We start from the raw sequence: 25379 nt of genomic DNA, 5'->3' as shown, positions 1-25379 counted from the left end.
CCACAGCGAAGCTTCTCCTCGGGCGCGGAGCCTGACACAACAAAGGGTGCGCGGCACGGGCGATGGCGCAGCTTTTCACACCGGCAGCAACCACCCTGTTCCGGGTGGTTATCGTGCTTACGGGCCTGGGACTCGTGGGGGCGGGCATAACCGCTTATCTGTGGGCCCGTGCGGACAGCACCTGGAATATCGGCAAGCCCGCGCCCCAGCCAGTCCCGTTCCGGCATGATCTTCATACGGGCCAGCTCGACATCGATTGCCGCTACTGCCACTCGACCGTCGAGCGCGCAGCCGATGCGGGCATGCCGCCGGCCCAGACCTGCATGTCCTGCCACTCCCAGGTCTGGGTGGGAGCGAGCGTTCTTGAGCCCGTCCACTCGAGCTTTGCCCTTGGACAACCGATCCAGTGGACCTCGGTGCACCGCCTGCCGGATTACGCGTACTTTCATCACGCAGCTCACGTGACGAAGGGTGTCGCCTGCGAAACCTGCCATGGCCGGGTGGATCAGATGCCCAAGACAGTGAAGACCGAGACCCTCTCCATGGGCTGGTGCCTGGACTGCCATCGCGATCCGGTGCCGCAACTTCGCCCCCGCGAGGCGGTGTTCGCCATGGGTTATGAGCCTCATGGCGATGAGTTGCCTGAGGATGTCCGCGAGTTCTACCGGGAGGCCTCCCGGCGTCTTACCAGCTGCAACACATGTCATCGGTAGGTTCGATGGGCGAGGGAACGACAATCGATCTCGAAGCCTTGAGGGCTCGACTCGCAACCGAGGAGGGGCCGCGTCTCTGGCGCAGTCTCGAGGAACTCGCGGACGTGCCGGACGTGCGCCGCTACGTGGAGGCCGAGTTCCCCGACATCGTGCAGGCTTCGCAGATCGACCGCCGCACCCTGCTCCGGCTGATGAGCGCCTCGCTGGCACTTGGAGGGCTGGCGGCCTGTAACGGCGGCGAGGCGGGAGCAAAGGCACCGCTCCTGTCGCAGAGCCACAACATGCCGGGCTATGTGCCGGGCATGCCGGTGACGATCGCCACCTCTGTGGCCCTGAACGGCTATGGGACGGGCGTGCTCGTCAAGGCTCAGGAGGGGCGGCCGATCAAGATCGAAGGAAACCGGCTTCATCCCGCAAGCCTCGGTGCGACCGACGTGTTCGCGCAGGCCGAAATCCTCTCGCTCTACGATCCCGACCGGTCGGACGCTCCGCTCCAGGGGGGTGCGCGGAGGTCCTGGGAGGAGCTTACGAGCTTCATCCGCCCAGTGCGCAACGAACTCGTGGTCGACGAGGGCAGGGGTCTTCACGTCCTGATGCCGCCCACGTCTTCACCGACCCTGCATCGGCTCGTCGGGCAGGCGCGTCAGCTGTTTCCGCATGCGCAATGGCATGTGTTCTCACCCCTCGACGACATCAATCGGCAAGCCGCCGCCACGGCTGCCTTCGGGCAGGACGTGGACGTCGTCCATGATCTGACACAGGCCGATGCCATCGTGACCCTGGGAGGCGATCTCTTTGCAGAGGAGCCCGGTCATATTCGCTACGCGGCCGACTATCAGGCGCGTCGGCGGGCACAGGACCGAGAGCTTCCCCGATTGTTCGCTGTCGAAACGCGTCCGAGTCTCGTCGGCGCCCGTGCGGACGAGCGGGTCCCACTCCGTCCACGGGACTTTGACACCTTCGCCGAAGCGCTGGCGGCATCGCTCGAGAGCGGTACTGCAACCCCGTCCGGCTCCCATCCCGCCATTGCGCGACTGGCCGATGAACTACGCCGCGCGGGAGCCCGCAGCCTTGTTGTGGCAGGACGCGAACAGTCCGCCCGCGTTCATGCGCTTGCGTTGGCCATCAATGCGCGCCTCGGCGCCTTCGGCACCACGATCCGGGTCATTCAACCCGTGCGCGCTACCGTCGGCGAGGTTCGGACACTCGGTGATCTGGCAGGAGCCATTCGCGCCGGGCAGGTCTCGCGTCTCATCGTTCTCGGCGGCAACCCCGTCTATACCGCGCCGGCGGATATCGACCTTGCAGTGCTCATACGGCGCGTGCCGTTGTCCCTGCATCTCGGTCCGTATCGGGACGAAACGGCTGCCGTCTGCACCTGGCATGTGCCAGAAAGCCATCCGCTCGAAAGCTGGGGGGATCTCAGGGCGTTCGACGGAACGGTTGGACTGTGCCAGCCGACGACGTTTCGCTTGAAGCCGGGACTGAGCGCGGCGGAATTCCTTGGGCTCATGGCAGGACAGAGCGCGGACGGGCAAGGCCTTGTCCAGTCCACGTGGCGCGAAGTCTGGGGCGATGCCTTCGAAGAGCGGTGGTTGCGGTCCCTGGAGGATGGCGTGGTCGAGGGCTCGGCGCTTCCGGCCATTGATGCGGCTGTCCAAGCGAACTTCAGCCCGGAGCCCGCCGCGCAAGCGTCGACCACGGGGATCGATGTTTCGTTCGCGCCTGACCCGTCGGTCTGGGACGGCACCTACGCCAACAACGGCTGGCTGCAGGAACTGCCCAAGCCCCTGACGAAGCAGGTCTGGGGCAATGCCGCTCTGATCGCGCCGGAAACCGCGGAGATCTTCGGGCTCGCATCGGGCGATGCCGTCGACCTGTCCGTAGGCGGGCATACGGTGAGGGTGCCTGTCTGGGTCCAGCCCGGCCACGCGCCCGGCGCCGTAACGCTGCCCCTCGGCTATGGCCGTCAATCGGCCGGGAGGATCGGCAACGGCATCGGCTTCAATGCATATTCCGTCCGTTCCTCCGATGCACGATGGACTGCCACCGGAGAGATCCGGAGGGTGGGAGAAAAGATCCCGGTCATCTCCACGCAGCAGCATCATTCACTGCAGGGGCGGGACATCGTACGCGTGGTAGGGCCCGGAGAGGCCGTGCCTCCTGAGCCCGCGCATCCATCCATATATCCCGAATGGCCCTACAAGGAACATGCCTGGGGCATGGCCATCGATCTCGATGCCTGCATTGGCTGCAATGCCTGCGTGATCGCCTGTCAGGCTGAGAACAACATCGCCGTTGTCGGCCCTGAGGAAGTGGCGAGAGGGCGCGAGATGCACTGGCTCCGCGTCGACCGGTATTACGGCGGTGATCCGGCGGCGCCCGACACCTATTTTCAGCCGGTTCCCTGCATGCATTGCGAGAAGGCGCCCTGCGAGGTCGTCTGCCCGGTGAACGCGACGGTGCATTCCTCCGAGGGCCTCAACGACATGGTCTACAATCGCTGCGTCGGCACGCGAACCTGCTCGAACAACTGTCCATACAAGGTGCGACGCTTCAACTTCCTCGATTATCAGGGCACCGTCGTCTCAGCCCCGTTCGAGGCCATGAATCCTCATGTAACGGTCCGCGATCGAGGCGTGATGGAAAAATGCACCTTCTGCGTCCAGCGGATCGGGGCAGCGCGCGCCGATGCCCGCGTCGAGGATCGGCCCCTGAACGATGGCGAGGTCATGACGGCCTGCCAGCAGGCCTGCCCGACGCAGGCCATCGTGTTCGGCGACATCAACGATCCTGACAGCGCCGTGAGCCGCCTTAAGCGGAGCCCGCGCAACTATGCGCTGCTGGGATCGCTGAACACCAAGCCCCGCACCACCTATCTGGCGCGCATCGAAGACAAGAGGGAGAACGGATAGGCGAATGAGCAGCGACGCCCATGCAGTAACGAGCCCTGTGGCCGATGTTCCTCTCTCCCCGCATTTCGGCCGGGCGTGGTGGCTCGCGCTACTGGCTGCCGGTGGACTTGTCGCGCTCCTCGGCTACACGCTCATCTCCGTCACGATCGTCGGAGTCGGCGTCTGGGGCGTGAACATCCCATACGTCTGGGGCTTCGATCTCATCAACTATGCCTGGTGGATCGGCATCGCCAACGGGGCGAGCCTCTTTGCCGCCACCCTGGTCCTGCGCCGGCATGACCTGCGCACGGCGGTCAACCGCTTCGCGGAGGGCGTTGCTCTCTTCGCCGTCATCTGCGCCGGCATCTTCCCGATATTCCATCTCGGACGCCCATGGCTGTTCTACTGGACGTTTCCCTATCCGGCGACCTTCGAGGTCTGGCCGCAGTTCCGCAGCACATTGACTTGGGACTTCTGGGCCATCAGCACCCATGTGATCGTCACGAGCCTCCTGTGGTATGTCGGCCTGATCCCTGATCTGGCGACCCTGCGCGACCGCGCCAGGCGCCCGATCGCGCAGCGGATCTATGGCGTCTTCGCCCTCGGATGGCGCGGCTCCGTACGCCACTGGGCCTATCACCAGAGAGCCTATCGCCTCGTCGCCATCCTGGTGCTGCCCCTGATCCTCATCATGCAGACCACGGTTGCCTTCGAGTTTGCCGTGACCCTGGTGCCCGACTGGCACGAGACGCGCCAGCCGCTCCACTTCGTGGCGACTGGCCTGGCGCAAGGTCTTTCCATCGTGCTCCTCGTCGCGGTGCTCATCCGCTGGGGTCTGCGGCTCGATCGCTACATCGACCAAGGCGACATCGACATCCTGGGGAGGCTGGTTCTCGCGAGCGCCCTGGTGTCGGGCTATCTTTATATCGATGAGATCGCGGCCGCCGTTCTGTCGGGTGGACTGACGCAGGAGGCAACCTTCACCCGGATCACAGGTCAATATGCGGGACTCTATTGGACAGCAATCGTCTACTCTGTCCTGATCCCGCAACTGTTCTGGTTCAGGAGCGCCCGCCTGAGCACTGTCGGCGGGGTGTTTGTCGGCATTTCCATTGGCGTCGGCATCTGGTTTGACCGCTTTTCCGTCATCGTCGGCGGCCTTGAGACCGATTATCTCCCATCCATCGGGCGCGGCTACAGTCCGACCCTGCCGGAAACAGGCCTGTTCCTGGGAACGATCGGCTTATTCGCAGCCTTTCTGTTGCTTTTCGTCCGCTTCCTGCCCGTAGTCTCCATGTTCGAGACGCGCCATGATGAGCACGAGGAGAAATCCTCATGACGCAACAGCCCTATGGCATCATGGCGGAGTTCAAGACCCCAGAGGCACTCATAGAGGGCGTCAGAACTGCCAAGCGCGCCGGCTATACGAGGCTCGACGCGTTCAGTCCATTCCCTCTCCCTGATCTGGCCAGGGAACTCGGTATTCGCACGACGGTGATTCCCTGGATTGCGCTCATCGCAGGGCTCGCAGGAGCTTTCATTCAATATGGTTCGCAGTACTGGATGAATGCGGTTGACTACCCGCTGAATGTCGGCGGGCGGCCGCTCAACAGCTGGCCTGCCTTCATCCCCGCTTCGATGATCGTCGCGATCCTCTGGGCAGGCGCTGCGACCTTGATCGGCCTGCTCCTGATCCTGCGGCTGCCGCGCCTGCATCATCCGGTCTTCGCGGTGACGGGTTTCGAACGTGCCTCAGAAGACCGGTTCTTCCTCTGCATCATGCAGGATGACCCGATCTTCGACAGCGCCACCGTTCGTGAGTTCTTTGGAACGCTCTCGCCCCTGGCGGTCCAGGAGGTCTCCGAGTGCGGTTAGCGGCAGCCATCGCGAGCATGCTCCTTCTTGCCGCCTGCGATACCGGAACGGAGGAGCGGGAGGCCGTCGCTTCCACGCGCACCGTGCAAAGGGGCTATGTGCCCGTGCCGCCCGGTTCCATCGCGAGGGGGACGTCTGCTCAGGCTGCCGCACTCGCACCGCCGGGGCCGGAGCGAACGCCCGCTCTGCTCGCACGGGGCGAGGAGCGCTTCCGGGTCTTCTGCACCCCCTGTCATGGCGTGAGCGGCCGCGGGGACGGGCCTGTGGTATCCCGTGGGTTTGCTCCGCCGCCTTCTTACCACGAGGAGCGCCTTCGGGCACTGACGCCCGAACAGATCGTGCAGGTGATCACCCAGGGCAGGGGCCGGATGTTCCCCTATGCCGACCGCGTTCTCCCGGAGGACCGCTGGGCGATCGCCCACTACGTCAAGGAGCTGCAGGCTCGCGGCATCGGGGCAGCATCGGGGCAGGGGGTCGCCAACCCATGAGCGCAATGGAGGCCCTCTACATCGTCTTCGTGGCCCTTGCGGGCATTGCGATGGGTAGCCTCGTGGTGCTGATGATCGGGCATCTGATGAATGAGCACTGGCTCGCGCCGGTGCGAACTGAAGCTGAAGCCGCGGCTCTGACATTCCCTCTGCTTTTGCTCCTCGGCATCGTGCTGGCGTTCGGTCTCAGCGAACTCTTCCCCTGGGTCGGCAGGCCTGCCGGCCTGCCTTCCGCTCGGGCTAGCCTCCTGAGCCCAGGCTTCTTCATGATCCGGAGCGCTGCCTATCTCCTGATCTGCACGGGGCTGGCTTATTGGTTGACGCATACCCGGCACCTGCGTCGAGCCAGCGCGATAGGCCTCGCGTTGCTGACACCGGTGATGACCTTTGCAGCCTATGACTGGGTGTTGTCGCGGGAGCCGCAATGGTGGTCGAGCTTATTTGGATTCGCCTTCGGCTTGGGGCAGGTTCTTGCTGCTCTTGCGAGCGCCATCCTGATCACGCTCCTCAAGACCGAGCCTGCCTCTCCCGAGCGCATGGCGAGCCTCGAGCGCGCGCTGCTGACCCTGCTGTTGCTCACGGCCTGGACATGGTTTGCGCAGTTCCTGATCGTGTGGCTTGCGAACCTGCCGCATGAGGTCGCGTGGTACCTGAGGCGCTCCACTGACGGGAACCTGATCCTCCTGGGGATTTCCTATGCCCTCATGCTCGCCGCCATCATCGTCCTCGTGCCTTCCGGGGTGAGCCGCATCGCGATGATCTTGGGCAGCGCGCTGGCGCTGCTGCATCACAGCACGCACATGATCTGGGTTCTGCAGCCGCGGGGAGAGCCTTCCTGGCTCGGTCTTGGGTTGATCCTCGTTGTCGCCGCTCTCTGGATCGTCACCTACGCGGCCGTAATGCGCGTTCTTCCAAGCTATGCCGAAGAAGCGGCGGAGGAGCCTTAGCTCCTAGGCGCGTTCCCTTCGGGATTCGGAACGATCCGGCGCGTGCGGATATCGCTTTCGGAGTGATTGGCCGGGGGGATCGGGAAGTCGGCTGCGGACTTGTCATCATCGCGCAACGGAAGAGGCGGATCGGGCGGGTAGGTTCGCATTCCTTCGCGTCCCAGAGAATACAGATAGGCGGCGATGTGGCGCGCCTCTGCCTCGGTCACGCCCTGCGCGGGCATTCCGGTGGTAGGCTTCAGGGCCACGGGATCCATCAGCCATGCGATCAGGTTTCTGGGCGTGTTAGGCAGGAAACCGGCGAGGAGGTGCTGCTGGGCGTAGCTCTCAAGACGTGGTCCCACTCTGCCCCGGGCCCCGCGGACATCCTCGATCGTATGACAGGTGCCGCAGCCATAAGCCTGAATGAGCGCATGTCCCTGCTCCGGCTCACCGTCTACGATCATGAGGCGAGAAGACTCTTCCTGAGTGTCACTGCACGCGGAAAGCCCAGCAAGGACAATCAGCGTCAGGGCTCGGAGAAGGGGGCGGACGATCATCGGCTCTGCTTCAGGATATTGTAGGGGCAACCGGCGAGCGTCGTGTCCGTTCCGCCCCAGGCGGCGTCAGGAGGCGGAGCGCCATGATGAGGCCGGCGGCAAGATAGATGGCGCACATGGGAAGGGACATGATGGCTCCTGCCAATTGCTGATCCTCCAGAGCCGTCAAGCCCCAGCCCATCGTATCGGGTGCATGATACAGGGCCTCGCGTGCGAAACTGAGAAGGGCGCTCAGGAGGCCGCTCTGGAGCAGGGTGACGAAGCAGGCGATGAGTGCGGCTGCTGCGGCCTCCCGTCCGGAATGGGCCTTGATTACGGCGCGCCAGAACAGAAGCGCCGTGCCGAAGAACATGACGTGCTCGAGCCAGTGCAGTCCGTCTGAGGCGACCGCGGCATCGAAGAGCATCGGACTGTGCCAAACCCACAGGGTAGCCATGTGGATCAGGGCCGCCGGGACGGGCCTCCCTAATGGCGAGAGGGTCGCCGTTAGGGACTGGAACGGGCCATGCCGAATCATGCCGCGCCGCCAATGCACAGGCAGCGCCCAGATCCATGCGACCTCGGGCTTGCCGAGGACGAGAAGCGGCGGAGCGACTGCGATCAGGAGGATGTGCTGCACCATGTGGGCGGATAGCAAGGCTGTCGATGCGGCTTCGAGCGGCGACAGGAGGGCGATGACGAGAACGATTGCTCCCAAGGTGAAGCAGACGATCTGGCGTACACCGAAACCCGGCAGAAGCCGTCCGAGGTCCCGCCGCAGACGCCAAGCACCCCGGACAAAGAGCAGGCACAATGCGAAAAGGGGGATCGTGATCAACGGATCCGCATGCCATGCTGTCCAGAGCTCTTCGGCAGAATGAGGGGTTGTGCCGTGGGCATGGGCAGGGAACGCGAACGAGAATGTGGCAAGGACGGCCGCGAGACCTAGTTCGATCCTGAGGGGCCTGTTCAGGGATGCCTTTCGGGAACCAAGTCTCACGGCCAAGCTTTTCCGTTCAATGCATGCAGGAATAACCTAGGGCGGATGGACCACGAATCGACCCTGATGCGCCTCCGAGGGCGGCTGAACCCCGTTGCGATGCGCGCGATGGGTGGGCTTCCGTGGACGCTGGGGCTCGCAGGCTGCAGCGGCGTACAATCGGCCCTTGATCCGGCCGGGGGCGATGCCTGGCAGCTCTACTGGCTCACCGTCATCATGACGGTGGGGGCTACCCTCATCTTCATCTTCGTGACAGCCCTGCTGCTCTACGCGATCTTTGCCCCGCCTGAGCGTCGAGGTTGGCTCGGGACCCGCAGGACCATCGTCTATGGCGGGCTGGCCTTTCCGATCGTGATACTCTCTCTGCTTCTTCCCTATGGGCTCATCGTCATGCGGGACACCGATGTCCCTCAGCCCGGCGCGCTGCAGATAGAGGTGATCGGCGAGCAGTACTGGTGGCGGGTGCGCTATCCGGCCGAAGGCGATGAGGCGGAGTTCTCGACGGCGAACGAGCTCGTTGTCCCAATCGGACGGCCGATCACTGTTTCCGTAACAGCAGCCGACGTGATCCACAGCTTCTGGATCCCGAATTTCGGCGGCAAGATCGACATGATCCCGGGGCGGATCAACCGCTTCAACTTCACGGCGGATCGGCCCGGGGTCTATCGCGGCGTCTGTGCCGAATTCTGCGGGGATCAGCATGCCCGCATGGCCTTCGACATGTTGGCGATGGAGCCCGATGCGTACGATGCATGGCGAAGGGCCCAGGCGCAGCCCGCGCCCGCGCCGGCAATCCCGCTGGTCGCAAGAGGCCGCGATCTTTTCCGAAGCGGCGGCTGCGGCTCCTGTCACGTGGTGCGCGGCACTGAGGCCAATGGGCAGTTCGGGCCGGATCTCACCCACATCGGAAGCCGGCGCACCATCGGCGCAGGTCAATTCCCGAACAATGTCGGGACGCTGGCCGGCTGGATCGCCAACGTCCAGCACATCAAGCCGGGAGCGAAGATGCCGTCCTATGGTTCGCTCACAGGTGAGGATCTGCGGGCCCTGGCCAGCTATCTGGAGAGCTTGAAATGAACGCACCCGAGCTCCCGAAATCGTTTGAACGCCGGGAGATCGAGCTGCCAAACCCGGTGCCGCGGCCGGAAGGCGAGTTCGAGGCGCTCAAGAAAGCCTGGGAGCCGCCACGCTGGCTGAGCTTCGTTACCGCCGTCAACAACACCTATGTGGGCCTGTGGTATGTGGGAACGGCCTTCCTGTTCTTCATCCTGGCCGGGATTCTCGCGCTGATCATGCGCGCGCAGCTGGCGGCGCCGGAAAGCGATCTCGTCAGCCACGATCTCTACAACCAGCTCTTCACCATGCACGGCACGGTGATGATGTTCCTCTTCGCCGTTCCGGCCGTGGAAGCGGCAAGCGTCTATCTCCTGCCGAACATGCAGGCAGCCCGCGACCTGCCGTTTCCGCGCCTTTCGGCCTATGCCTTTTGGGCCTATTTCGTAGGTGGACTGGTGTTCTTCGGCACCATCTTCTTCGGGATGGCGCCCAATGGGGGCTGGTTCATGTATCCGCCGCTCACCAGCACCAAGTACTCGCCTGCCGAGAACGCCGACTGGTGGCTCCTCGGCATCGGCTTCATCGAGATTTCCGCCATCGCGGGGGCCATCGAGATCATCGTGGGGGTCATGAAGACTCGCGCGGTCGGGATGAGCCTCGATAAGCTGCCGGTCTATTCCTGGGCGATGCTGGTTTTCGCCGCCATGATCGTCATTGGTTTTCCGGCGATCATTCTCGGCACGTTGCTGCTCGAGATGGAACGGGCCTTCGACTGGCCGTTCTTCATCACCGAGAGGGGCGGGGACCCGCTGCTGTGGCAGCACCTGTTCTGGTTCTTCGGCCACCCGGAGGTCTACATCATCTTCCTGCCGGCCACCGGCATGGTGTCGATGATCGTGCCCACCATGGCGCAGACGCCGCTGGTAGGATACCGCCTCGTGGTGCTCGCCCTCATCGCCACGGGCTTCCTTTCGTTCGGCCTGTGGGTGCACCACATGTTCGCAACCGGGCTGCCGAAGATGTCCCTCGGCTTCTTCTCGGCTGCCAGCACGGCGGTGGCGGTTCCGAGCGGCATTCAGGTCTTCGCCTGGATCGCAACCATCGCGTCCGGGCGCATGAAGCTGACGACCCCGTCGCTCTTCATTATCGGTTTTCTTTTCATCTTCACCCTTGGTGGCCTCACGGGTGTGATGGTCGCCATGGCGCCGTTCGACTGGCAGGCGCACGACAGCTACTTCGTCGTGGCCCACCTGCACTACGTGCTCATCGGCGGCATGGTGTTCCCGCTCTTTGCCGCCTTCTATTACTGGGTCCCGGTGGCGAGCAAACGGGCCCTGTCCGAACGGCTCGGGCGATGGGTTTTCGGCCTCATGTTCCTCGGCATGAACGTGACGTTCCTGCCCATGCATCTCACCGGCCTGATCGGCATGCCTCGGCGCGTCTATACCTACCCAGTCGGCATGGGATGGGACGAGCTGAACCTCGTCTCCACCATCGGAGCCTTCATGCTCGCCGCGGGCGTTGCGCTCTTCCTGTTCGACATGGCCCGCAATTTCCGGTTCGCTGGCGAGGACAATGCCGGGAATGTGTGGAACGCCGGCACGCTCGAATGGCTGCCGAACGGCAATTATGCCACGCGCAGCATTCCAGCCGTCGTCAGCCGTGACCCTCTCTGGGATCAGCCCAACTTGTCGAAGGATGTAGAAGATGGCCGATATTACCTGCCGGGAACCGCCACCGGAGGACGCGAAGCGCTGGTGACGAGCCCCTTTGATGCTCGGCCCCAGTATATCCTCCAGATCCCCGGACCCGGTTGGCAGCCGGTGCTCGCTGCGGTGTTCACGGCGGCCTTCTTCCTGCTCCTGACCGTTAAATTCGTGTTCACGGCGACGATCTGCGGTGTTCTGGCGGTCGGATGCGTGATCTGGTGGCTTTGGGAGACCGATCCCGGGCCGATCTGCCCTCCGGCCGATATCGGCGGCGGCATCGTCGTTCCGGTCTACGTCACAGGGCCGATGAATCATTCCTGGTGGGCGATGATCGTCCTCATGGTGGTCTCCGGCATGGTCTTCACCTGCCTGATCTTCTCCTATCTCTTCCTCTGGCTCGTGAACCCGGGAGCATGGCCGCCGCAGGGCGTTCGGCTTCCTGACTGGATCTGGCCCGCTCTAACCGCTCTCCTTTACTGCGCCAGCGTAGTGCTGATTGCCGTCGCCAGCCTGCAGCTGCGAGGCGAGGATCGGCGCAAGCCGCGCTCGGTGCCCTTGCTGATCGGGCTGGCCCTGCTGGTCGTGGGCGGTGCGTCGGCCGTTGATCTCTGGGCGCAATGGCGAACAGCATTGAGCCCCTCCGCCCATGCCTATGGGGCTGCTGTCTACGCGATCATGTCCCTGCAGATCTTCTTCGTTCTGACCACGCTCATCATGGGCCTCTACACCATCGCACGCTGGCTCGCGGGCAAGCTCGACAGCGTGCGCCGGACAACCTTCGATAACACCATGCTGTTCTGGTACTACACTGTAGGCCAGGGCCTTGTCGGCCTGCTTGTAGTCCATGGCTTCCCGCGGCTGACCGGAGGCGTCTGATGAGCGGAACACGGACGCTTCAGGTGCTGGTCATGCTCGGCGGCATGATTGCCTGGGCTTTTCAGTTCACGATTATCTACGCCGTGACATCGACTCTGTGCGGGCGCGGCTGGGCGGACTTGACTGTGTTAGGATTGGGCATCGTGCAGGCCACCATCATCGTGTCGACCCTGTCGGCTCTCGTGCCGACCGTCCTCCTGCTCCTGATGCTGCTCCGGGCATACAGGCATTCAGACCAGACGGATGCTCCTGCCGCGGCGCTCTTCATGATGCAGGTCGGGATATTGATCAACGCCCTATCCCTCGTCTTCATTCTCTGGCAGGGCGCTCCCGCACTGAGCCTGCCGGCCTGTGCCTAACTTGCGCGCTCCATGCTGTTGCAATCGATGCAGATTTCCGCCGGGGTGCTGGATCAGCATTCCCGGCGGAACGAGCAGGTCTCAAGCGACGGGCATCAGAAGATGAAGTCGCTGCCGCCGAGATCGGAAGCGTCGACGCCCTTCAGAACCATCACGCTGAAATTGTGCCAGATCACGGCATCATTACCGGCCTGCCATATGGAGAGATCGGACAGACGGTCGACACCGGAGAGGCGACTGACGTCAATCTTGTCCTCACCGTCACGGAAGTCAGTGACGGTATCGTGGCCGGAGCGTTCGAAGACGAAGATGTCCTTTCCCGTGCCGCCTGTCATCCCATCCTTGTCCTTGCCGCCTATGAGGACATCGTTTCCAGCGCCACCTTTGAGGATGTCTTGGCCATCGCCCCCCTTGAGGATGTTGTTGCCTGAATTCCCTGTCAGGCAGTTGTCGCCTTCGTTTCCGGTGCCGTTGAGATGTTGCGTTCCGACGAGGGTCAGGTTTTCCACGTTCTTACCCAGAGAGTACGAAATGGAAGCCTTCACCGTGTCGATGCCGTGGCCGCGGCTTTCGACGACTTCATCCTTGCGGTTGTCGACCTCGTAGGTGTCATTGCCCTTCTCGCCCCACATCCAGTCTGCCCCGGTGCCGCCGCGAAGGAGGTCGTCGCCGTCACCGCCGTACATCCTGTCATTGCCGGCCTTGCCGTCCAGGCTGTCGTTCCCCTTGAGGCCATACAGACGATCGTGGCCGTTGCCGCCAAAGAGGTTGTCGTGTCCATGGGTTCCCTTGACCTCCAGATCCTTCGGAGGCTGAGGCGGTGTCGGTACTTCGGGCTTCGGTTCGGAGACATCCTGGACGTTGATCGTCAGCGTCTCGGAGTAGGAGCGGCCGGTATTGTCCGTCACCTTGATGGTGATGTCGTGGGAATTGGCCGCTTCATAGTCCAGCTTGGCTGCATCCGCCACCACGAGCTTGTCGCCGACGATCTTGAAGAGCCCCGCCGACGGTCCGGACAGGGTGTAGGTGAAGGTATCTCCCGCGTCCGCATCGACCGCCGAGAGGGCGCCGACAATGGTGCCGGCCGCAGAGTTTTCCTTGATCGACCTGTTCGAAAGGGAGATATCCGTCGGGGAATGATAGACCGGTTCCTCGCGCGGAATCCGGCTGCCGCTGGTCTGGCCGCCCGATGAGGCCTTGAACACATTGGACAGGCCCGTAATGCCGGTATTGCGCATGACGATATCGGCGAAGGTCTGTCCGCTGTCCTCGAACAGGCTGTCGTCGAGGATTTCGAGGTAGTAGAAGCGGTCGCCATCCTGCAGGCGCTCGAGCTGCTCGAGGAACAGATAGCCGAAGGTCGAGCCGAGCTGCCCTTTGGTGGGCTTCTCCGCCAAGCCGCCGACCCACAGATCCATGGCCCCGAAGCCTTCCGGATAAGCCTCCTTGAGCTGGTTGATGAAGTCGTCGGTCAGTCCGTTCCGCTTCTGGAAGTCTTCCCAGCCGGAATAGGGCCGCAGACTTGCGATCCCCGTCTTCTCATAGAGCTGCTCACGAACGGAGTTGAAGGGCGCAATTCCCGTATCCCGCCCTCGGAAGATATTGAGCGCAGCCAGATCAAGCGGTCGGCCGACGAGCTGGTTGCGCAGGGCGTTGACAACATCCACGTCGATGGCTTGGTGTGCGACCCCGGTTGCTCCCAGAAGAAGTTCGTCGATGCCGAGCTCTGCCACCTTGTCCGGGCTGAGGAATCCCTGCACAAGGGAAATATCATGCATCTGGCCGCCGGCGTCCTTGTAGCTCACTGTCTCGTTGAGCATGGAATGGCCGAAGCGATATCCGACGTGAGCGAACTCCGCCGAAATGGAGGCATCGACGGCAGGATTGTACCCGTCGAAGCCGTGCTCGTTTTCACCCGGCTCGATGCCGCCTGCCATTGCATCGGCGAATTCCGTGAACACCACCCGCTGGTACTCCGCGGTATTGATGATGCGGGCAGCCTGGAAATACTCCTCCTCGGACCATGCGCCGCTGGTGCGTGACTTGAGTTGATCGACCCAGAAGTTGTGGTTGCGTGCCCAGATCGTATGCATGGACGTGAGCATGACGTTCTCGTTCGCCCGCCCGTCGCCGGTGATGTAGTAATGACCCATCTTGTCGAGGTCGTACCCATTGGAAGGGATATTCCCGACAAAGGACGGTATGAAGTCGAGCAGCAGGGCATGGCCAGCGCCGTCGTAGTTCGAGATGTCCGACGATGTCAGCTCCTGGCCATGAGTCATGATGCGGTAATTTTCGCGGAGATGGTTGAGGGTCGGCAGCAAGGCACGGCCGGATCCGTCAATCTCCCCAGTGAGCATGTAGGCCGTCTGTTTCGGGCCGTTTGGACCCTGTTCCCACTTCCGCAGGAGATCCGTGACCTGCTCATGGGAACCGTAGACCTGATTCTGATCTACGTGCGGCGAGGTCATGTTGACGTGCTGGGCCGCGATCTCATCGCCGCTGTTAGGAACGCCGTCGGGATCGATACCGGTGCCGGGCGCGTAGTTCGCACGCGATGCAGTGATCGGGAAGCCGTCCGAGCCGATCTGCACAACACCCGGCTGGCCCTTCGGGACGAAGTCGAGGCCATGATCGAAGTACTGGCCGAAGAAGGTCAGGAAGGCACTGCCGCCGAATGCATTCGGCATGCTCTCCTCGGCTCCGTCGCCATCGTTGTCCTGATTGGAGATGATGTCGGAGATCGCGCGGGGCGTGTTCAGCGTCGTGCGTATGCCCGTCGCGCCATCGGTGTAGTACGGATCCGTCAGTCGGATGAACTGTTGTCCGGCAGTACCCCAATTCGGGTTGCTGCTGTTGTTGCCGTACCCGCTGGAATCACGAATCTGCCCTGTACGGACGAGCTGAAGAATGTCCCGAAGGTCCTCGTTGTCGAGTTGCAAAGCCATCGCACTCCCTCCGCGTTTGGCCGAATGGTGCGCCTATGCTGAGAGGCAAACGTCTGGAAGGCTAGTTGGGCTGACGTCGAGCGGGCGAAGGTCTGAGAGGAGGTTGGACGAAAGTCGGGAGGGGTATTCCGGGTCCATGAGCCCGAAGGCTCAGTCCATTTTGACGAGCCCTGGTCATCGCGAAGTCCCGCGATGACATTAGATGGCTTGATTACGAAAATCCAAGGGACTGCCGCGAATCGAACGAGCAGCGAGAGCGCTGTGTTGAGCCTCTCGCCTTCATTGCAGCATGCGCCTGTCTTCCACCCGCATCATTGAATTGACTCAGGAGAGGGACTGCTGCTGGGGCATGTGATTGGACATCATCAGGGCGGCTTCTACGCGGTTGCGGACGCGCAGCTTCTGGAGAATGTTGGTCAGATGATGCTTGATGGTTTTCTCGCTCAAGTCGAGGGTGTTGCCGATTTCCTTGTTGCTGCGGCCCTGGACGAGGATGGAAAGGATCTGCCGCTCGCGAGGCGTAAGGTGCGGAAGATTCGGACTGCTGGCCTTGACCTCAACATATTGGGCAGGGCCTGAGCGCATGAGCAGTTTTGCCGCAAGGTTTGGCGAAATGAAGCTTTGTCCCTGGCCGAGCATAGCGACGGCCTGAAGCAACTCGGCACGGTTGGCACCCTTCAGGATGTAGCCGCGAACCCCCCGTTTCAGAGCCGCATAAACATGCTCCTCCTCAGCAGTCTCGGCGATAAACAGAATGCCGATATTCGGGTTCTGCTGAAGAATCGCCTGAATTGCATCCAGCCCCCGATCGAGAGTCCCGGTGTCGATCACGACAACATCCGGAATATGTTCCTGCGCAAGCAGGATCGCATCCTCGATCGTAGACCCGTGGCCGACAATCACGATATCCGCCTGCGAGCTCAAGGCGAGGATCACGCCGTCGCGGAAGAGCGGGTGTTTGTCCACCACGCAGACACGCATGCCTTCTTTCATTGGAGCCCCCCAGTTCCAATAGAGTGAGTCAGATGGCTCAGGGAAATATTCATCCACCAATTGATGCTGTCAGAAGCACCGCCATTAGTCCTAGGATAATAAATCCTTAAGATGCTTAGCAATAACTATAAATTGTGGGGCTGACGTCATACCTTCCCCTTAGGTACTAGCTCGAAAGGGGTAGGTGGGCGCAGGGGGTCCGGGGGATCCTGAACGCGTCAGACCGCATAGAATAGGACAGCAGCCGGGCCCCATCGTGCAAAACATGACTCAGGGGGGCAAGGCCCTGGCAACCCGATCCGGGGAAATCCCTCACCGGATGGCCTGCGTCACTGGTTCCTGCTGGAAGTCCGCTCCGCGGCGATCATGGCCGCTTCCACCCGGTTCCGCACGTGGAGCTTCTCCATGATGTTGGTGACGTAACCCTTGACCGTCTTCTCGGTCAGACCCAGCTCGTCGCCGATGAGCCTGTTGCTGAGACCGCGATGGATCAGCAGCAGGATCTGCTCTTCTCGGCCGGACAGCTCGGGAAACCTGCCCGTCGTCTCTCTCGTATCAACTTCCTCGGCGCCTCTCGACATGATGAGCTGCGCGGCAAAGCTGGGGGAGATATAGCTCTGACCTTTGCTGACCACGCGAACCGCATTGGCCAGCTCGGAACTGCTCGTCCCCTTTAGCAGGTAGCCGCGGGCCCCCTTCCTGAGGACGTTGCGCACCTCATCCTCGTCATCGACGACCGTCAACATGAGTGTCCTTGTGGAAGGACACCTCAGAGCGATCTTGGCAACCGCGTTGATGCCGCCTCCTGGCATGTTCATGTCCAGCAGGAGCACATCGGGAGACTGGCCAAGAGCGATCTGGTAGGCATCGTTCGCAGTCTCCCCCTGAGCTACGACTTCTATGTCTGTTTCGGACTCAAGGGCGAATACCACCCCATCGCGATAAAGAGGGTGGTCATCCACAACCCCCACCCGGATCTTACGCTGCATCACACATCTCCAACGCGAGGGGAAGGGAAGCCGTGATGCGTGTTCCCGCATCCGGTGCGCTCTTCATTGTCACGTCCCCTCCAATACTCTCAATACGATCCCAAAGGCCTGTCAGGCCCAGCCCCGGTCCACGCATGCTTGCGCCGATATCGCCGATGCCCGGACCTTGATCTGCGACCTCAATCATGATGCGGGCGCCATCCCATGCAATGTCGATCCGTTGCCCTCGGCCGCCTGCATGCTTGAAGGCGTTGTTCAGGCCCTCCTGGATAAAGCGACATAGAGCAATCTTGACGAACTCAGGCGCCTGCTCCGGAATTTCCTTAATAGTGCAGTCGATGGTTGTTCCCGTCCTGCGTTCATGGGTTCGGATCATGAACATGAGCGCTTCCTTGAGGGTCATGCTCTGAACCTCCGGGAGGAGCAGTCCCTTGCAGATGTTCCGGATATCGCCAAGCGCATCCGAGAGGGCTTTTTGAATCCTATGCAGGTTGTCGCGCTCCTGCGGCGAGCCCTTGATCTTGTCGAGGCGCAGGAGCGCCAGGCTGATCAACTGGGCGATGCCATCGTGAAGATCATACCCCATTCGGCGGAGGAGGCGCTCGTTGTCTTCGGTTGCCTTGCAAGCGGCTCGCTGAATGCGTTCCTGCAGAAGACGGTTTTGCTGAAGGAGCTCGGACAATTGGGAGACCCTCTCAACCAAGGCCTGGCGTTGCCGATCGATGATCCGGCCGCTATGGGCGACGATAACGAACAGGCAACCCATCATGTTCAAGGTGATCAACGCAGTCGCAAGCCAGATCTGCCACTTCGAGGCAACCAGCTCCGAATCCAGCGCGCTTATACCTTCATGCAACTCCACCACCGCGATAATCGATCCTGTTGCCCGATCGCGAACCGGTACAAAAGTCTTGATAACAGGGAGACCGTCATCGTCGAACTGTACCTGAGCGGCTCCGGACCATGCTTTCGACGCAAAGGAGCTTTCTGGCAGTTCTCGGCTGCCGATCTGAGTCCCGTCGCTATAGGCGAGAAGCCCGTCCCGTTTCCAGATCCTGAAAGATGCCACTTCCTCGCGAAGACCAGAGTGATCAACAGCGTGCTTGAGATCTTCAATCCTCGCCGGTGAGAGCTGATCGCTTGAGGCGAGTTCCTGAATGTGAGGAGTAATGAAATTGTTGACCGAAAAGGCCGCTGACGCAATTTTGACGGTGGTTACGCTCTTCTCGATCCGCCAGGACACCAAAGCGCCCATGGAAATCATTCCGACCACCATCACCGCAAAAGCCATGACGAGGAATTGCCCGGAAAGAGTTTTCCCGCGCGTGTGCATGCCCTCTGGAGCATGATCAAAGCTTCTGTCATTCGAAGCGAACAAAGTAGCAGTCCCCCAGCCCTCCGAACCTTGGCACCCGTTTGAGCAGCCAAGGCAAAGGACTTCATCAAAGTAGATCTTGGTACTCCAACAGGTAAATATTATCCCAAAGAGGTAGGGCCGCCGGGCTGTCTCGCATATTGTCCTAGCCCGTCGTCAGTGGCTTGCATCAAGACCTGCAAATTCATAGGCTTATCGTCAGAAGCGAGACACTCAGGCTGATGCGTGCTTCAAAGGGCGATCGGCAAAAGATAAGACCATAGTCGGTACACCGACCAAGGTCCAAGGTGACCAGGAGACCATGATCGGACCTTGGTGCCGGCACCGCTCCTAGGACTTCAGACCCTGTAGTTAACGATCCATAAATCTGACCAGAATGTGTCCAGGTGCCGCCAACATTACGGCACCAAAACCGGAGGGGACAGCTATGGTCAGTCTTGTTAAGCACGATCTCGAATTCATCCTGAAGCAGATCAAGATTGCAGAGGCGCATTCCAGCGGAACGCCGCTGTCGCAGATCTATGTTGACGCGAATGGGAATGTCGTGTCTGCGAACGCACCCGGTGCAGTCCTCGCAATCAGTGATCCGCTTGTTCCCTACGGTCTCCGTACCGTCGACGGCAGCCTCAACAACTTGTCCCTCGATCGCGACGGGTGGGGCTCTTCCGATAACCCGTTCCCTCGGATCACGGATCCATACTGGCGCGACGAGGATGACGATGCGATGCCGCATCCGAACTACGTGCCTGGCGACGCCACAATCCCTGATGGTGCTGGCCCATTGGTGGATCAGAACAACAATTATGGTCAGTCGGGCAGCGTGGTCGATGCAGACCCGCGTCTCATCTCCAACCTGATCGTCGATCAGACTCTGGGCAACCCCGCAGCGGTTTATGCCGGTCTGGTGCATGCCGGCTTATCCGGTGCAGCCCTTTCGGTTGCGATGGACGCAATCAATGATGCCTACGCGCCTGTCAAGGATGCAGCCATCGCCCGGGCTGCCGCCAATGCAGCACGAGATCCAGCTACCGGTGCCCCGAAGCCGGAATGGGCGCAACTCAATGATGCGGCACTCGCGAAGGAAGCTCTTGCTCCTGCCGCACTCGCTGCCGCGAAGACTGCCGCAGCAGGTTACGGCATCGAAATGCAGGGGAACACCGTTCTGCTACCCAACGTAGCGCCGGACGAGGGCCTTTCGGCTCCTTACAATTCCTGGTTCACCCTGTTCGGTCAGTTTTTCGATCACGGGCTCGATCTCGTGGCCAAGAAGGGTGGCACGATCTATATCCCGCTCAGCCCGGACGACCCGCTCTACAATCCAGCGAGCCCCCGCACTAACTTCATGGTGCTGACCCGCACCGATACCAATGCCAACAACACAACGACGCCTTGGGTCGATCAGAACCAGACCTATGGCTCTACCGCATCGAAGCAGTTGTTCATGCGTGAATACGAGATGGACGAAAGCGGAAAGCCGGTTGCCACGGGCGACCTGCTTGAAGGGTCCCGCGGTCTTGCGACTTGGGCAGACGTTAAGAAGCAGGCATTTGAGAAGCTTGGCTTCGAGCTGACTGATGCTGATGTCGGCAATATCCCGATGTTCGCGATGGACCCTTACGGCGAATTCATTCGCGGTCCGAACGGGCTGCCGCAGATCATCGCCGGGTTCAAGCCTGATGGCTCCCCCTACTTGGTGGAAGGCAATCTCACCACACCGGTCAATCCGTCAGCAATAGATCTGCCCGACGGTACTCAGCTGAAAGGATCCGGCACGACCATCATCACCATCGCTCCAGGACAGACGGTTGGCGCGGTTCGCACGGATCACGCTTTCCTGGATGACATCGCTCATGCGGCCAACACCGTGAACGATCGCGGCCAGAAGATGTATTCTGACGCGAATGGCACAATCGGCATCAACGCCACTCCGATCGGGAACCCAGGTTATGCAGAGGGTGGCACACCCGGATCCGAGCCTTATCCGGCCCTGAACCCGGCCTTCGACTCCCAGCAGCCGGTGAGCGATGCTAACCCGCGCTACATCGCTGGAAACCTGCCCTATTTGGCGGTCAACTCCGCTTTCATCGCTAACCAGCCGATCAGCGCGACCAATCCGCTCTATGTCCAGTCGGCGACGCCGTCGGCTGGTGCCAACGGGGACTTCAATCCCGCCCAGCCGGTGAGCGCGACGAACATGCCCTTCGTTGCCCTGAACAGGCTCTACGACGACGAGATGCTCGATGCGCACTACATCACTGGTGATGGGCGCGGCAACGAGAATATCGGCCTCACCGCCGTCCACCATGTCTTCCACTCCGAACACAACCACCTGGTCGAACAGGTGAAGGATCTGGCCCTGGCCTCGGGCGACCTCGCCTTCCTGAACGAGTGGCTGCGCGTGGATGTAACTTCATTCCCCACCGCCGAAGCCGACATCGCTGCTTTGAAGTGGGACGGGGAGCGGCTCTTCCAGGCAGCACGCTTCACGAACGAGATGGAATACCAGCACCTTGTGTTCGAGGAGTTCGCCCGCAAGGTGCAGCCTGACGTTGATGCCTTCGTGTTCAACCCGCAGACCGATATCGACCCGGCGATCTTCGCCGAGTTCGCACACGTGGTTTACCGCTTCGGTCATTCGATGCTCAACGAGACGGTTGACCGCATCAATGCTGATGGCACCCGGTCGGACATGACTTTGTTCAGCGCCTTCCTCAACCCCCTGGCATTTGGGTCCGACACGATCGATCATGATGCCGCCGCTGGCGCCATTGTGCGCGGCATGACGGCTCAGCATGGAAACGAAATCGACGAGTTCGTTACGCACGTTCTGCGCAACCAGCTGGTCGGTATCCCGCTCGACCTCGCGGCGATCAACATCGCTCGTGGCCGTGAGACGGGCATGCCGCCGCTGAACGAGGCTCGCCGGCAGTTCCAGGAAATCGCAAACGGCGACACGCAGCTGGAGGCATACACGAGCTGGACGGATTTCGCCCTGAACCTCAAGAACCCTGCTTCGATCGTCAACTTCATCGCGGCCTACGGCACACACAGCACGATCACTTCCGCTAAGACAGTGGAGGCGAAGCGCGATGCTGCGATGCTGCTGGTCTTCGGTGGCGAGGGTGAACCTGCAGACAGGCTCGCCTTCCTCAACGCTACAGGCTCTTATGCCGGTGGTAAGCTCGGTGGTCTTGAGGATGTTGATCTCTGGGTAGGCGGCCTAGCCGAGAAGAAGATGGCGTTCGGCGGAATGCTGGGTTCGACCTTCTCCTTCATCTTCGAGCTGCAGCTCGAGAACCTGCAGAACGCGGATCGGTTCTACTACCTGTCCCGCGTCCAGGGTCTCAACCTGCTCAACGAGCTGGAGAACAACTCGCTTGCCAAGATGGTGCTGAACAACACCGATCTCGGCGAAAGCGGCTATGCGCTGCCCGGCGACATCTTCTCGGTGCCGGATCAGGTCCTGTACATGGACAAGTCCAAGCAGCTGCTCTTTGGCAACGGCGAAGACCCGAAGCACGACGACCCCTATCTCCAGGCGATCAGCAAGCTCGTCGAACGCATTGACGGCAATAACGACGGCATCGCCGAGTATCTTCGCGTCAACAGCAACGACCATTATCTCATTCAGGGCACCAACGCGGCTGAGAAGATCGTGGCCGGAGGCGGCGACGACTCGGTTTGGGGCATGGACGGCAATGACACCATCGAGGCCGGTTACGGCGTGGACAAGATCCATGGCGGCAAGGGCGATGATATCATCACCAACTCGGGCACGGATATCGGCGAAGTCGATATGCTGCACGGCGAGGAAGGCAACGACGTCATCCACGGCGGCTCCGGCCTGGCGCTGATCTTCGGCAATCAGGGGAATGACTTCATCATCACCGGACCGGACGGCAAGGAGGCTTTCGGCGGAACAGGCAACGACTTCATCCTCGGTGGCGAGGGTGGCGACTTCCTGCTCGGCAACGAGGGCGACGACTGGCTCGAAGCAGGCAATGGCTTCGACACCACCGCCGGCGACAACTCGGAGTTGTTCTTCAACTCCACCATCATCGGCCACGACGTGATGTTCGCCGGCCAGAACGAGCATGATTTCGACGCCGAATCCGGCGACGACATCATGGTTCAGGGCGAAAGCGTCATGCGCAACGAGGGCATGTGGGGCTTCGACTGGGCAATCCATAAGGGCAGCAACGAGGCCGCCGATGCCGACCTCCTGCGTCCGATCTTCACCACCGACCAGCAGGACATCCTGCGCAACCGCTATGATCAGGTCGAAGCCTTGTCCGGCTGGGACAAGAACGACGTCCTTAAAGGTGACGACCGCGGCTCGGCGGTGGATGGCGAGGGGGAGGTCGAGGGCACACCCGGCCTGGCGGGTGCGGAAGGCACCATGGCCAAGCAGGAGCTTACTCAGGCCGGCGTCGACCGCATCGACGGAATGCGTGCTCTCCTGGGCGACTGGGTCAGCGCACCGACGGCGGGCGATCGCGAAACCCAGATCGCTTTTGACGACGGCAACATCCTGCTCGGCGGCGGCGGCTCAGACGTCATCGAGGGCCGCGGCGGCAACGACGTGATAGATGGAGACAAGTGGCTGAACGTGCGCATCAAGATCGAGGCGAACGGGCAGACGTACACGGCCGAGAGGATGGGCGGTAAAGTCTATCTTGCCAGCGACTTCGTGGAAGGCGTGCTCAAAGCGGGTGCGGTTGCGCAGTTCGGCAGCAAGACGCTCGACGCGCTCATGCTCAACGCGACCCTGAATCCGGGCCAGCTCTCCATCGTCCGTGAGATCGTCAAGGACAATGGCATCGGTGACACGGACGTCGCGGTGTTCTCGGATGTATCTGAGAACTACACCTTTACGCGCGGCACGGACGGATCCTACATCGTCTCCCATACGGGTTTCGATGCGGGCAACGCTCCCGGCGGCGCCAACCTGGTCTCCGACGGCACAGACAAGCTGTGGAACATCGAGCGTCTTCGGTTCGCTGATGGCGAGTTCGATATCGGTCAGTTCTTCAACACGCCTGCGACCGGCAACGTGACGATCAGCGACATGACCCCGACCGAGGGGCAACCGCTGACCGCAACCCCTGTCAGCATTGCCGATGCGGACGGGATCGCCAGTGCGCTCAGCTACCAGTGGCAGGTTTCTGAGAACGGTGGAGCAACCTGGAGCAATGTGGCGCGTGATTCCAACAGCGCGTCGTTCACTCCTTACGAGAGCCTCCTCGCTGGCAGCCAAGTGGGTGACATCCTGCGAGTTGCTGTCAGCTTCACCGACGGCAAGGGCAATGTGGAGACTATCTACTCTGCATCGACAAGTGTCGTGGGCGATGACTGGAATGCCATCCCTTTCCTGGCAAACACCTTCAATGGTACGGCCGGCGACGACATCGCCGATGGAACCAGTGGCATCATCTTTGGTGCCGGTGCCAGCGACACGCTGAATGGCAACGGCGGCAACGACACGCTGAACGGCGCAGGCGGCAATGACAACCTCAACGGCGGGGCAGGCAACGACCGGCTCGACGGCGGCGGGAATACGGATACCGCCGTGTACGCCGGAGCAGTCGGGCAGTTTGCCCTGGGCTCCAGCGGCACCAATCTGGTTGTCACCGACCTGACCGGCGCCGAGGGCACTGACACGCTCAGCACCATCGAGACGTTGCGCTTCAACGGAGTGAACTATGGTGTCGCCCTGGGCACCACCGGCAATAACACTGTGAACGGTGCAAGCGGCGCCAACGGCTCGCAGGCGGTGTTCGGCCTTGCCGGCGACGATACCCTCAACGGCGGAGCTGGCAATGATCTGCTGGTGGGCGGTGCAGGCAACGATGTCATCAATGCCGGCAACGACACGGATACCATCTACTGGACGGCTGGCGACGGCCGCGACCGGATGGATGGCGGCGCCGGTACAGACACGGTGAAGATCATTGGCGACGGCACAGCCGAGACCTACCGCATCTACTCGCGGGCGGCGGCTGATGCTGCCGGCTTTACGGGCTTGAACGCTAACACGGAGATCGTGATCACCCGCAACGGCACCAATAATGCCTCGATCATCGCCGAACTCGACAACATCGAGGAGATCGTGATCAATGGCATGGGCGGTGGCGACACCTTCATCCCGGTCGGGACCTTTGCCGGCACCAGCCTGCTGACCAGCACCATCACCCTGGAAGGAACCGATGGGAACGACACGGTCGACATCACGTCGCTGCAGTCGGCTCACCGGATCGTGTTCAAGTCCAATGGCGGCAACGACGTCATCGTCGGAACGCTGCGGGACCAGGACGTGATCGAGCTGGCGCCGGGTCTCACCGTCGGGAGCTACACCAAGACGGTAAACGCGAACGGCACCACCACCCTAACCAGCGACGATCACTCGATCACCTACAAGAGCGATGGCAACCCCATCCTCAAGGAGCGTGAGATCGAGGATGAGGACGAAGACGAGGATCACGACGACGACGAGCATTACGGCACCGACAAGCCCATCATTAATGACGACCGCTTCACGATCAAGAAGGGAGAAACTCTCCAACTGACCGCAGCCCTGCTGCTCGCCAACGACTACGATCCTGACAACGGTGATCTCTCGATCATTGAGATCGACGAGGA

General features: G+C 61.5%; 16 protein-coding genes. 10 read left to right on the top strand and 6 right to left on the bottom strand.

The annotated features are described in order from the left end of the window. Nucleotides 1–62: 62 nt before the first annotated feature. From AC0QTX_RS10165 to AC0QTX_RS10140, 6 genes are read left to right on the top strand one after another with little or no spacing between them, the layout of a single operon-like run. Complete coding sequence (locus AC0QTX_RS10165) at nt 63–713, top strand: cytochrome C (RefSeq protein WP_474603720.1); 651 nt, start codon at nt 63–65, stop codon at nt 711–713. Next, the gene (locus tag AC0QTX_RS10160) at nt 701–3628 is read left to right on the top strand and encodes a TAT-variant-translocated molybdopterin oxidoreductase (protein ID WP_474603719.1); all 2928 of its coding nucleotides are present in this window, start codon (nt 701–703) and stop codon (nt 3626–3628) included. The genes AC0QTX_RS10165 and AC0QTX_RS10160 overlap by 13 nt, the downstream gene beginning before the upstream one ends. A 4-nt stretch (nt 3629–3632) precedes the next feature. Beyond that, nucleotides 3633–4946, top strand: a complete 1314-nt coding sequence (nrfD, locus tag AC0QTX_RS10155; RefSeq protein WP_474603718.1) for an NrfD/PsrC family molybdoenzyme membrane anchor subunit — start codon at nt 3633–3635, stop codon at nt 4944–4946. After that, nucleotides 4943–5482: a DUF3341 domain-containing protein gene (locus AC0QTX_RS10150; RefSeq protein ID WP_474603717.1), complete on the top strand. Its 540-nt coding sequence runs from the start codon at nt 4943–4945 to the stop codon at nt 5480–5482. Before nrfD ends, AC0QTX_RS10150 begins: the two co-directional genes overlap by 4 nt. Then, nucleotides 5473–5970: a c-type cytochrome gene (locus tag AC0QTX_RS10145; RefSeq protein ID WP_474603716.1), complete on the top strand. Its 498-nt coding sequence runs from the start codon at nt 5473–5475 to the stop codon at nt 5968–5970. The genes AC0QTX_RS10150 and AC0QTX_RS10145 overlap by 10 nt, the downstream gene beginning before the upstream one ends. Continuing rightward, entirely contained in the window at nt 5967–6917 is a 951-nt protein-coding gene (locus tag AC0QTX_RS10140; protein WP_474603715.1) for a hypothetical protein, read from the top strand. Before AC0QTX_RS10145 ends, AC0QTX_RS10140 begins: the two co-directional genes overlap by 4 nt. Here the strand turns inward: AC0QTX_RS10140 and AC0QTX_RS10135 are convergent. Together AC0QTX_RS10135 and AC0QTX_RS10130 are read right to left on the bottom strand one after the other, a co-directional pair. After that, nucleotides 6914–7363, bottom strand: a complete 450-nt coding sequence (locus AC0QTX_RS10135; RefSeq protein ID WP_474603714.1) for a c-type cytochrome — start codon at nt 7361–7363, stop codon at nt 6914–6916. The two genes, AC0QTX_RS10140 and AC0QTX_RS10135, sit on opposite strands and share 4 nt — an antisense overlap. Before the next feature lie 103 nt (nt 7364–7466). Beyond that, the gene (locus AC0QTX_RS10130; protein ID WP_474603713.1) at nt 7467–8435 is read right to left on the bottom strand and encodes a cytochrome c oxidase assembly protein; all 969 of its coding nucleotides are present in this window, start codon (nt 8433–8435) and stop codon (nt 7467–7469) included. 45 nt (nt 8436–8480) lie between these two features. Here AC0QTX_RS10130 and coxB point away from each other — a divergent pair, with 45 nt between their 5' ends. From coxB to AC0QTX_RS10115, 3 genes are read left to right on the top strand one after another with little or no spacing between them, the layout of a single operon-like run. Further along, nucleotides 8481–9512 carry a cytochrome c oxidase subunit II gene (coxB, locus tag AC0QTX_RS10125; RefSeq protein ID WP_474603712.1) on the top strand — a complete coding sequence of 344 codons (1032 nt, stop codon included), beginning with the start codon at nt 8481–8483 and terminating at the stop codon, nt 9510–9512. Further along, complete coding sequence (locus tag AC0QTX_RS10120) at nt 9509–12076, top strand: cbb3-type cytochrome c oxidase subunit I (RefSeq protein WP_474603711.1); 2568 nt, start codon at nt 9509–9511, stop codon at nt 12074–12076. Before coxB ends, AC0QTX_RS10120 begins: the two co-directional genes overlap by 4 nt. Beyond that, nucleotides 12076–12435 (top strand): hypothetical protein, encoded by a 360-nt coding sequence (locus AC0QTX_RS10115; RefSeq protein WP_474603710.1) that lies wholly within the window; start codon nt 12076–12078, stop codon nt 12433–12435. Before AC0QTX_RS10120 ends, AC0QTX_RS10115 begins: the two co-directional genes overlap by 1 nt. 95 nt (nt 12436–12530) lie before the next feature. Here AC0QTX_RS10115 and AC0QTX_RS10110 read toward each other — a convergent pair whose 3' ends face one another. The 4 genes from AC0QTX_RS10110 to AC0QTX_RS10095 all read right to left on the bottom strand — a co-directional run bounded on the left by AC0QTX_RS10110 (nt 12531) and on the right by AC0QTX_RS10095 (nt 18698). Next, nucleotides 12531–15383 carry a peroxidase family protein gene (locus AC0QTX_RS10110; protein WP_474603709.1) on the bottom strand — a complete coding sequence of 951 codons (2853 nt, stop codon included), beginning with the start codon at nt 15381–15383 and terminating at the stop codon, nt 12531–12533. 324 nt (nt 15384–15707) lie between these two features. Continuing rightward, on the bottom strand, nt 15708–16376 hold the full coding sequence (locus tag AC0QTX_RS10105; RefSeq protein WP_474603708.1) for a LuxR C-terminal-related transcriptional regulator: 669 nt from the start codon (nt 16374–16376) through the stop codon (nt 15708–15710). A gap of 329 nt (nt 16377–16705) precedes the next feature. Further along, a complete protein-coding gene (locus AC0QTX_RS10100; protein ID WP_474603707.1) occupies nt 16706–17365 on the bottom strand; it encodes a response regulator in 660 nt (219 codons plus the stop codon). Continuing rightward, nucleotides 17355–18698 (bottom strand): sensor histidine kinase, encoded by a 1344-nt coding sequence (locus AC0QTX_RS10095; protein WP_474603706.1) that lies wholly within the window; start codon nt 18696–18698, stop codon nt 17355–17357. Before AC0QTX_RS10095 ends, AC0QTX_RS10100 begins: the two co-directional genes overlap by 11 nt. A 469-nt stretch (nt 18699–19167) precedes the next feature. Here AC0QTX_RS10095 and AC0QTX_RS10090 point away from each other — a divergent pair. Further along, a partial coding sequence (locus AC0QTX_RS10090) for a peroxidase family protein (RefSeq protein WP_474603705.1) occupies nt 19168–25379 on the top strand: 6212 nt, incomplete at its 3' end.

The sequence above is a fragment of the Microvirga sp. jy35 genome, assembly GCF_056148915.1.
Note: the sequence above shows the minus strand (reverse complement) of the source record. Positions and strands in the feature narration are given on the sequence as shown.

Bases quoted from the DNA above. Each gene is read 5' to 3' on its own strand.
- AC0QTX_RS10140 (WP_474603715.1), top strand. From the start codon at position 5,967: ATGAGCGCAATGGAGGCCCTCTACATCGTCTTCGTGGCCCTTGCGGGC.
- AC0QTX_RS10105 (WP_474603708.1), bottom strand. From the start codon at position 16,376: ATGAAAGAAGGCATGCGTGTCTGCGTGGTGGACAAACACCCGCTCTTC.
- nrfD (WP_474603718.1), top strand. From the start codon at position 3,633: ATGAGCAGCGACGCCCATGCAGTAACGAGCCCTGTGGCCGATGTTCCT.
- AC0QTX_RS10120 (WP_474603711.1), top strand. From the start codon at position 9,509: ATGAACGCACCCGAGCTCCCGAAATCGTTTGAACGCCGGGAGATCGAG.
- AC0QTX_RS10110 (WP_474603709.1), bottom strand. From the start codon at position 15,383: ATGGCTTTGCAACTCGACAACGAGGACCTTCGGGACATTCTTCAGCTC.
- AC0QTX_RS10160 (WP_474603719.1), top strand. From the start codon at position 701: ATGTCATCGGTAGGTTCGATGGGCGAGGGAACGACAATCGATCTCGAA.
- AC0QTX_RS10115 (WP_474603710.1), top strand. From the start codon at position 12,076: ATGAGCGGAACACGGACGCTTCAGGTGCTGGTCATGCTCGGCGGCATG.
- AC0QTX_RS10100 (WP_474603707.1), bottom strand. From the start codon at position 17,365: ATGCAGCGTAAGATCCGGGTGGGGGTTGTGGATGACCACCCTCTTTAT.
- AC0QTX_RS10095 (WP_474603706.1), bottom strand. From the start codon at position 18,698: ATGCACACGCGCGGGAAAACTCTTTCCGGGCAATTCCTCGTCATGGCT.
- AC0QTX_RS10150 (WP_474603717.1), top strand. From the start codon at position 4,943: ATGACGCAACAGCCCTATGGCATCATGGCGGAGTTCAAGACCCCAGAG.
- AC0QTX_RS10165 (WP_474603720.1), top strand. From the start codon at position 63: ATGGCGCAGCTTTTCACACCGGCAGCAACCACCCTGTTCCGGGTGGTT.
- AC0QTX_RS10135 (WP_474603714.1), bottom strand. From the start codon at position 7,363: ATGATCGTAGACGGTGAGCCGGAGCAGGGACATGCGCTCATTCAGGCT.
- coxB (WP_474603712.1), top strand. From the start codon at position 8,481: ATGGACCACGAATCGACCCTGATGCGCCTCCGAGGGCGGCTGAACCCC.